The sequence below is a fragment of the Bacillus sp. LR_5 genome (genome assembly GCF_042709275.1).
This window is the reverse complement of sequence record NZ_JAVAXX010000261.1, coordinates 1-8967: the sequence shown is the minus strand read 5'-3', so window position 1 is coordinate 8967 and position 8967 is coordinate 1. Positions and strand designations below refer to the sequence as shown.

The following is an 8967-nucleotide window of genomic DNA, read 5'->3' as shown; positions in this document are numbered from 1 at the left end:
ATAATGGTTACAAGTTAATAAGAACGGTCCTGAGATGAGGAGAGACCACAGCACCAAAGTGTAAGCATGCACTTTGGCTGTTGTGGTCTCTTTTTCTATTTACCGTGACAACAAGGAGGAGACGTAATGATGAAACATCAATTTTCAAGTCTTGAAAGAGATCGCATGCTGACAGACATGACGAAAAAAACATATGACCTATTTATTATCGGAGGAGGAATTACAGGAGCCGGAACAGCTCTTGACGCGGCATCAAGGGGAATGAAGGTCGCACTAAGCGAAATGCAGGACTTTGCGGCGGGAACATCAAGCCGATCAACGAAGCTGGTACATGGCGGCTTGCGCTATTTAAAACAATTTGAAGTGAAAATGGTCGCTGAGGTAGGAAAAGAGCGGGCGATTGTGTATGAAAACGGCCCGCATGTCACTACACCGGAATGGATGCTGCTTCCGTTTCATAAAGGCGGCACATTCGGTTCATTTACAACATCAATCGGGTTAAGGGTTTATGACTTCCTTGCAGGTGTGAAAAAGTCAGAACGAAGAAGCATGCTTTCAGCAAAAGAAACGCTGCAAAAAGAACCTTTGGTAAAAAAAGACGGCTTAAAAGGCGGCGGGTACTATGTGGAATACCGCACTGACGATGCGAGACTGACCATCGAAGTCATGAAGGAAGCGGTGAAATTCGGGGCAGAGCCTGTGAATTACTCCAAAGTGAAGGAGCTTCTTTACGAAAAAGGCAAAGCCGTCGGCGTATTAATTGAAGATGTGCTGACAAAGAAAGAATATAAAGTGTATGCGAAAAAAATTGTCAATGCTACAGGCCCTTGGGTCGATCAGCTCAGAGAAAAAGACCATTCGAAAAACGGAAAGCATTTGCAGCATACAAAAGGCATTCACCTTGTATTTGACCAGTCTGTCTTTCCGCTGAAACAGGCTGTATATTTCGATACACCTGATGGCCGGATGGTATTTGCGATTCCTCGTGAAGGCAAAACATACGTGGGAACAACAGACACTGTTTACAAAGAGGCGCTGGAGCATCCGCGGATGACAACGGAGGATCGTGATTATGTCATCAAATCAATCAATTACATGTTCCCGGAACTGAATATCACTGCGAATGACATCGAATCCAGCTGGGCGGGGCTGCGTCCGCTGATTCATGAAGAAGGCAAAGATCCTTCTGAAATTTCACGGAAAGACGAGATTTGGACATCTGACTCAGGCCTGATCACCATTGCCGGCGGAAAACTGACTGGATACAGAAAAATGGCGGAGCACATCGTTGATCTTGTCCGTGATCGCTTAAAAGAAGAGGGCGAAAAGGATTTTGGACCATGTAAAACGAAAAACATGCCAATCTCTGGCGGGCACGTCGGCGGTTCGAAAAATCTTATGTCCTTCGTTACCGCGAAAACAAAAGAAGGAATTGCAGCCGGTTTATCAGAAAAAGACGCAAAACAGCTTGCGATCAGATACGGCTCTAACGTAGATCGCGTCTTTGACCGGGTAGAAGCGCTGAAAGATGAGGCCGCGAAACGCAACATTCCGGTTCATATTCTTGCTGAGGCAGAATACAGTATAGAAGAAGAGATGACTGCAACCCCTGCTGACTTCTTTGTCCGCAGAACGGGACGTTTATTTTTTGATATCAATTGGGTAAGAACATATAAAGATGCCGTTATTGATTTTATGAGCGAGCGATTCCAATGGGATGAGCAGGCGAAAAACAAACATACAGAAAACCTCAACAAGCTTTTACACGATGCGGTCGTACCGCTTGAGCAATAAATCATAACGGGCTGTCTGCAGCCCGTTATTTCTTTTTACGTGCCGAAAGGGCAAGATCTCAGGTTATCAAGTGACAGAGGCACCCGCTTCATATAAAATAATGGCATAAGCTGATACATAGGAGGACGAATATGACTTGGAGAAAGAGCTATGAACGCTGGAAACAGACAGAACATTTAGATCCGGAATTAAAAGAGCGCCTTATTGAATTAGAGGGAGATGAACAGGCCCTTGAGGACTGTTTCTATAAAGACCTTGAATTCGGTACCGGCGGAATGCGCGGGGAAATCGGCGCCGGGACAAATCGGATGAATATTTACACTGTGCGCAAAGCATCGGCCGGGTTTGCGGCATACATCTCGAAGCAAGGTGAGGAAGCGAAAAAACGGGGCGTTGTCATTGCTTATGATTCCCGCCATAAATCTCCGGAGTTCGCGATGGAAGCGGCAAAAACACTTGCGACACAAGGCATCCAAACATACGTGTTTGATGAGCTTCGCCCGACGCCAGAGCTGTCATTCGCTGTCAGACAGCTGAACGCTTATGGGGGAATTGTGGTAACGGCAAGCCATAACCCGCCTGAATATAACGGCTACAAAGTATACGGGGATGATGGCGGCCAGCTGCCTCCAAAGGAAGCGGACATCGTCATTGAGCAGGTAAACGCGATTGAAAATGAGCTGACGATCACAGTGGACGAAGAAAATAAGTTAAAAGAAAAAGGCTTAATCAAAATCATCGGTGAAGATATTGATAAAGTTTATACAGAAAAACTGGCGTCCATTTCTGTACATCCTGAATTATCAGAAGAAGTAGATGTAAAGGTTGTTTTCACACCGCTGCATGGAACTGCAAATAAACCGGTCAGACGCGGACTTGAAGCACTCGGCTACAAAAATGTAACGGTTGTCAAAGAACAGGAACTGCCGGATTCAAACTTCTCCACTGTTACATCGCCAAACCCGGAAGAGCATGCGGCATTCGAATATGCCATTAAGCTTGGGGAGGAGCAGAATGCAGATATTCTCATCGCGACAGATCCTGATGCTGACCGCCTCGGCATCGCGGTGAAAAACGATCAAGGCAAATATACAGTGCTGACAGGAAACCAAACCGGAGCGCTGCTGCTTCATTACCTGCTTTCTGAAAAGAAAAAACAAGGCATCCTGCCTGATAACGGTGTTGTTCTCAAAACGATCGTCACAAGCGAAATCGGCCGTGCTGTAGCTTCTTCATTCGGCCTTGATACGATTGATACGCTGACAGGCTTTAAGTTTATCGGTGAAAAGATTAAGGAATACGAGGCATCAGGCCAGTATACCTTCCAATTCGGTTATGAAGAGAGCTACGGTTATTTAATCGGGGATTTTGCCCGCGATAAGGACGCCATTCAGGCTGCGCTTTTGGCAGTTGAAGTTTGCGCGTTCTATAAAAAACAGGGAATGTCATTGTATGAGGCGCTCATCAATCTCTTTAACGAATATGGTTTTTATCGTGAAGGGTTGAAATCCCTGACGCTGAAAGGCAAACAAGGAGCAGAGCAAATTGAAGCGATTCTTGCTTCCTTCAGACAAAATCCGCCGCAGAAAATGGCGGGCAAACAGGTTGTCACAGCAGAAGATTACGCTGTAAGCAAACGGACGCTTCTGACTGAAAACAAGGAAGAAGCCATCGACTTGCCAAAATCAAATGTACTGAAATACTTCCTGGAAGACGGGTCTTGGTTCTGTCTTCGTCCTTCTGGAACTGAGCCGAAGGTGAAATTTTATTTCGCCGTAAAAGGGTCATCTTTAGAAGACAGTGAAAAGCGACTTGCCGTCCTTTCTGAAGATGTAATGAAGACGGTTGATGAAATTGTTGAGTCGACTGCAAAATAATTCAAGTATGAGCTGGGTCATTGTAAATGATCCAGCTTTTTCTTTTTCTCATCCAAAAGTCTGAAAGAAAATCATCCCATCAGTGAAGTAATGAAATACAAAAAACTGGTATAATCTTAAATACAAGATCAATGCCGGAGTGAGAAACGTGAGCAAAACGAGGATGGAAAAATTAAAAACGCTGAAAACGATTGCGGAAACCTTAAATCAAGGGCACGATATCAAAGCAACACTGGATGAGGTTTTAAAAGAGTTGCTGAGTCTGACAAACCTTCAATCCGGATGGATTTTTCTGATCGAAGAAGATGGGTCTTATACGTTAGCGGCCGACGCTTATCTGCCCCCGGCTTTAAGCCGCAAGGAAAAAGTGCTGATGTGCGAAGGGGAGTGTTACTGCCTGACGAAATTCAATAACGGAGGGCTTAGAAAGGCTGCAAATATCATGAACTGCAAACGCATCGAATCAGCAGAAAACCTGCATTGTTTTGACACAGAAGGGATTACGCATCATGCAACTGTGCCTTTAGAAGACGGGGACAGAAGATTCGGATTGTTAAATGTAGCGGCGGCCGGAAAAACCATGTTTGATGAGGAAGAGCTGCATTTACTCGAGTCTGTCGCCTTTCAGATCGGAACGGCAATCCAGCGTATGAGGCTTTCTGAATATCAACAAAAAAATGCTCTTTTAATGGAGCGTAACCGACTCGCTCAGGAGCTTCACGATTCTGTCAATCAAATGCTGTTTTCCGTCAGTTTAACTGCCAAAGCTGCGAAGACACTAACAAAAGATGAAAATTTACAGCAGATGATTGATTTCATCCAAAACCTATCACAGGACGCGCTCGCAGAAATGAAAGCATTAATTTGGCAGCTTCGCCCCGGAGGATTGGAAAAAGGGCTGGCTGAAGCCATTAAAAGCTATGGTGCGCTCATTGGATTGAAGATCATTTTTACACAAAAAGGCTGTCCTGTTCTGACTGATGAGCAGGAGCATATGCTATGGCGTGTCGTACAGGAAGCTTTAAATAACTGCAAAAAGCATGCCGGAACGGATACGGCGTATGTTAGTCTGACTGCTTCTTTGTGCCATGCGGAGCTGGATATCATCGATCATGGGGCAGGATTTCGCTATGAAGCGCATGCCGGTCTGCCTTCACTTGGCATAAAAGGTATGAAAGAGCGAGCGGAAAAAGCCGGAGCTAAGTTTTGGATTGAGTCAGCGCTTGGAACTGGAACAAAGCTGTCCATCAGGCTTCCGCTAAAAAGCCGAAAAGGAGGGGCGGTATGAAAATTGTCATTGCTGATGATCATCATGTTGTCAGAAAGGGTCTGCGTTTTTTCTTTGCCACCCAGGATGATATTGAAGTCGTCGGAGAAGCTGCAACTGGATTAGAAGCTCTCCGTGTCATCGAAGAGACAAAGCCGGATCTTGTGCTAATGGATTTGTCTATGCCCGAGATGGACGGCATTCAAGCCATTAAAAAAGCAATACAGCAATTTCCGGAGACGGATATCATTGTGCTGACGAGCTACTCTGATCAGGAGCACGTCATCCCCGCGCTTCAGGCAGGCGCGAAGGCGTATCAATTAAAGGATACGGAGCCCGAGGAATTGGTGAAAACACTAAGACAAGTGCATGGTGGCGAATACAAGCTTTCTACAGCTATTATGCCCCATGTGCTAACACATATGAAAAATCAGCACGACCCGGAAAAAGAAAAATACTATCAATTAACAAGAAGGGAAAAAGACGTTCTGACTGAAATAGCAAACGGGAAAAGCAATAAAGAAATCGCAGCAGCCTTGTTTATTTCAGAAAAAACAGTAAAAACCCATGTATCGAATCTTTTAGCAAAACTTGAAGTGGCCGACCGCACGCAAGCAGCGCTTTTCGCAGTGAAATATAATCTGAATGGAGAGATCTCGAAATGAACATGTTAGTCATAAATGGCACGCCTAGAAAACATGGCAGAACAAGAATTGCAGCATCCTATATTGCAGCTCTGTATCACACGGATTTGATTGATCTAAGCGAGTTTGTATTGCCCGTTTTTAACGGTGAAGCGGAACAATCTGAACTGTTGAAAGTACAGGAGCTTAAGCAACGCGTTACGAAAGCGGATGCGATTGTATTATTATCGCCTGAATATCACAGCGGCATGAGCGGCGCTTTAAAAAATGCCTTGGATTTTCTAAGCAGCGAACAATTCAAATATAAGCCCGTTGCATTATTGGCAGTAGCGGGAGGCGGAAAAGGCGGCATCAATGCGCTGAACAATATGAGAACTGTGATGCGGGGTGTCTACGCCAATGTCATTCCGAAGCAGCTGGTGCTTGATCCGGTGCATATTGATGTTGAAAATGCTACAGTGGCTGAAAACATTAAGGAAAGCTTAAAAGAGTTTGTCGAAGAACTCAGCATGTTCGCAAAAGCAGGAAATCCCGGCGTCTAAACGCCGGGATTTGTTTATGTGAGAAGGGCTATTTGATCTTCATAAGTCAGCTCTGTGGCATGATCAATATAACGGAGAAGGGAATACAGCATCTTTTCTAAAACGGCGTAATCCTGTTCAAAATGATACGCATGCAGAAAATGCTCAATTCGTTTTGACAACAAATCGTCCTCTGTACGCACCATTAAAATTAATAAATTATCCCATTGAGAACGATGGGTGTAATAAAGCGCTTTATCGTAATCGGCATAATCCATGAATCGCTTCTCCTTTCTTGGGTGAGAAGTTCATGATTAGTTTATGCCGCATCCTCTGTAATTGACGGGACAAAACTTGGCGTCTGCGGCAGTAAAGGGGTAGCAATATGAGGGAGACATAAAATCAAAATGCCTGAATGAAGATATCGCTTTTGGTAAACCTATGAGGGAACATATTCTGGGTACAGGAGACTGAAAAAATGAAATCTCAGCCATATACCATCGCGCTTCTTTTTTGCGGATTGATTATCGTGTCAATGGCTGCAAAAGGTCATTCAACGGACACAAACGAGTCCGTTCAAAAGTGGGAACAGCTTGCCTGGAGCAAAATTCAGGATGAATATAAGGACGCTTCATTTTCTGATTATGCTTATATGGGGCGTACAGAGGTGAATGATCAGCAGACGAAAGATGTCTTTCGGGTAACAGTCAGACAGAAAGATGACACTTTTTCTGTTCGGGCCGAAGTCTATTTTCATCCGGTGACAAATCATATGATCAGCATCAACGTCTTTAGGCTCTAATAAAAAACTGTACAGCCGTTAAGGCCGCACAGTTTCTGTTTTTAGAAATATCGTTTTGCACCGAGATAGCGCTGTTTCCAGTAAGAGTTGTTCATATTGGAAATGACAACTCCGGAATCGTTGGCATTTATGAATTCCCCGTTGCCTAGGTAAATTCCGACGTGGGAAGGGCCGGCTTTATATGTTGTAAAGAAAACAAAATCTCCGACAGCAGGCTGGCTAACTGATTTCATTGTGTTCCAATATCCCGCTGCCGTTAATCTAGATACGGATGTGACTTTGTTCAGTACATAGTAAATGAATCCGCTGCAGTCAAACCCGGACGGTGTCGTGCCTCCCCAGCGATACGGAACCCCAAGCTGCGCTTTAGCGGCCGAAATCATTGTGTTAATCTTCGCACTCGTTGAGCTGGTGTTGTTTGAAGAACCGGATGAAGACGATGATGAAGCTTTTCCGGAAATGACCAGCTTTTGGCCAACCTGCAAGACATCCGTTTTTAAATTGTTTTTCTCACGAATCTGCTGAGCTGTTACTTTAAATTTTTGAGCAATCACCCACAAGGAATCACCGCTTTTCACTGTGTATGTAGTCGTCGTGCCTGAGCTTGCATTTGACGAAGAAGACGACGATGATGAAGAGCCTGAAGATGCTTTACCTGTCAGCTTCAATACTTGTCCAACGTACAGCACATCTGATTTCAGATTGTTGATATTTCGGATTTGCTGTACAGTCAGGTTATAGTTGTTTGCGATTTTCCAAAGTGAATCACCGCTTTTAACGGTATATTTAGTTGTTGCTGAAGTTTGGTTCGATTTGGATGAATTGTCTTTAGAAGACGTATCAGAGCCGCTTGATTTTGTTTTCAACACCTGATTCACGTAAATGGTGTCTGATTTTAAGTTGTTCAAGACCTTCAATTCAGCGATGGACATATTGACTTTGTTTGCAATTTTCCAAAGTGAATCTCCAAGCTGTACCTTATATGTTCCCGTAGAAGATGAAGAACTTGAACTCTTATTAGAACTGCTTTTTGAACTGGAGCTTGAACTCTTATTGGAACTGCTTTTTGTACTGGAACTTGAAGAAACAGTACCGGACACCTTTAATTTCTGCCCAGCACGAATTAAATCGCTGCTTAGTCCGTTTAATTTTTTCAGTTCCTGCACCGTCATTTTAAACTCATTTGCGATCAGCCAAAGTGAATCTCCGCTTTTCACTGTGTAAACAGAACTTCCGCTCTTCTTGGTTGTTGAGCTTGAAGTAGATGAAGAAGTGCTGGATTTGCTGCCTGGAATAGTAAGCGTCTGGCCGATCGACAGAACAGTAGTCGAAAGATGATTGGCGGATGTGAGGGCCGCCACACTTGTGTTATAGGTTTGGGCCAGTTTCCATAAAGAATCTCCGCTTTTGACCTTAATCGTTGCTGCTTCAGCTGGTGTCACTACTAAAGTTGTGCCGACAATCGCAGATGCTGTCAGCCCTGCTGCTAATTTCTTTTTCATCTTAGCTCTCCTTTTTCCCCCAATGATTTTGCATTTGCTGTTTCTTTTTTATATCGGCACATTTGTCTCATCGTTTTGCCTTTTTATAAAAATAGCCAAATTATCTTAACAATAAGGGGGAAAAAGGGCATAAAAAAAGAAGGAATCTTGATCTATTCCTTCATTTTTAAAAGCTTCATGATATCTTCTTTGTTTTTGACGAGGTCGCGCAGTGTGTATTTGTCTAAAACTGCGAGGTAGGCCAAAAGCGCTTCATTCAGCACATGTTTTAAGCCGCAAACCGGGGAAATAACACAGAGATTCTTATTCGCATCAAAACATTCAACAATATTAAAATCGTCCTCCGTTTTTCTGACAACCTCACCGATGTTGATGTCTTCAGGTTCCATGCCTAATCGTATGCCGCCGCCCCGTCCGCGTATCGTTTCTACGTAGCCGAGCTGGCCGAGCCTGTATATGACTTTCATGAGATGATTTTTTGAAATAGAATACGTTTCGGCAATCTGTTTTATATTTGAAAGTTCTCCGGGACGCTCTGCAGCCAGAAAAATCAACACTCT

The 8967-nt window shown here is 44.0% G+C and carries 9 protein-coding genes; 6 read left to right on the top strand and 3 right to left on the bottom strand.

Annotated features, from left to right (window positions below; all coding sequences use genetic code 11):
- Positions 1–126: 126 nt before the first annotated feature.
- The 5 genes from glpD to yhdA all read left to right on the top strand — a co-directional run bounded on the left by glpD (position 127) and on the right by yhdA (position 6124).
- The gene (gene glpD / locus RAC86_RS30755; protein ID WP_021479678.1) at positions 127–1794 is read left to right on the top strand and encodes a glycerol-3-phosphate dehydrogenase; all 1668 of its coding nucleotides are present in this window, start codon (positions 127–129) and stop codon (positions 1792–1794) included.
- Between the two features lie 131 nt (positions 1795–1925).
- Entirely contained in the window at positions 1926–3671 is a 1746-nt protein-coding gene (locus tag RAC86_RS30750) for a phospho-sugar mutase (RefSeq protein WP_029726344.1), read from the top strand.
- A gap of 148 nt (positions 3672–3819) precedes the next feature.
- On the top strand, positions 3820–4959 hold the full coding sequence (gene yhcY, locus RAC86_RS30745; RefSeq protein WP_003245750.1) for a two-component system sensor histidine kinase YhcY: 1140 nt from the start codon (positions 3820–3822) through the stop codon (positions 4957–4959).
- Complete coding sequence (gene yhcZ, locus RAC86_RS30740; protein ID WP_174223391.1) at positions 4956–5603, top strand: two-component system response regulator YhcZ; 648 nt, start codon at positions 4956–4958, stop codon at positions 5601–5603. Before yhcY ends, yhcZ begins: the two co-directional genes overlap by 4 nt.
- Positions 5600–6124, top strand: coding sequence for an FMN-dependent NADPH-azoreductase (gene yhdA, locus RAC86_RS30735; RefSeq protein WP_377886373.1), 525 nt, complete (start codon positions 5600–5602; stop codon positions 6122–6124). The genes yhcZ and yhdA overlap by 4 nt, the downstream gene beginning before the upstream one ends.
- A 14-nt stretch (positions 6125–6138) precedes the next feature.
- On the opposite strand, the gene RAC86_RS30730 is transcribed toward yhdA, so the two are convergent.
- The gene (locus RAC86_RS30730) at positions 6139–6381 is read right to left on the bottom strand and encodes a YhdB family protein (protein WP_003233373.1); all 243 of its coding nucleotides are present in this window, start codon (positions 6379–6381) and stop codon (positions 6139–6141) included.
- 200 nt (positions 6382–6581) lie between these two features.
- On the opposite strand from RAC86_RS30730, the gene RAC86_RS30725 reads away from it, so the two are divergent.
- Positions 6582–6905: a YqzG/YhdC family protein gene (locus RAC86_RS30725; RefSeq protein WP_029726341.1), complete on the top strand. Its 324-nt coding sequence runs from the start codon at positions 6582–6584 to the stop codon at positions 6903–6905.
- Between the two features lie 41 nt (positions 6906–6946).
- Here RAC86_RS30725 and lytF read toward each other — a convergent pair whose 3' ends face one another.
- Both lytF and nsrR read right to left on the bottom strand, forming a co-directional pair.
- A complete protein-coding gene (lytF, locus tag RAC86_RS30720) occupies positions 6947–8407 on the bottom strand; it encodes a peptidoglycan endopeptidase LytF (protein WP_377886371.1) in 1461 nt (486 codons plus the stop codon).
- Between the two features lie 152 nt (positions 8408–8559).
- Positions 8560–8967 (bottom strand): nitric oxide-sensing transcriptional repressor NsrR (gene nsrR, locus RAC86_RS30715; protein WP_377886370.1); only part of this gene is annotated, 408 nt, incomplete at its 5' end.

Bases quoted from the DNA above. Each gene is read 5' to 3' on its own strand.
- glpD (WP_021479678.1), top strand. From the start codon at position 127: ATGATGAAACATCAATTTTCAAGTCTTGAAAGAGATCGCATGCTGACA.
- yhdA (WP_377886373.1), top strand. From the start codon at position 5,600: ATGAACATGTTAGTCATAAATGGCACGCCTAGAAAACATGGCAGAACA.
- RAC86_RS30725 (WP_029726341.1), top strand. From the start codon at position 6,582: ATGAAATCTCAGCCATATACCATCGCGCTTCTTTTTTGCGGATTGATT.
- lytF (WP_377886371.1), bottom strand. From the start codon at position 8,407: ATGAAAAAGAAATTAGCAGCAGGGCTGACAGCATCTGCGATTGTCGGC.
- RAC86_RS30750 (WP_029726344.1), top strand. From the start codon at position 1,926: ATGACTTGGAGAAAGAGCTATGAACGCTGGAAACAGACAGAACATTTA.
- yhcZ (WP_174223391.1), top strand. From the start codon at position 4,956: ATGAAAATTGTCATTGCTGATGATCATCATGTTGTCAGAAAGGGTCTG.
- RAC86_RS30730 (WP_003233373.1), bottom strand. From the start codon at position 6,381: ATGGATTATGCCGATTACGATAAAGCGCTTTATTACACCCATCGTTCT.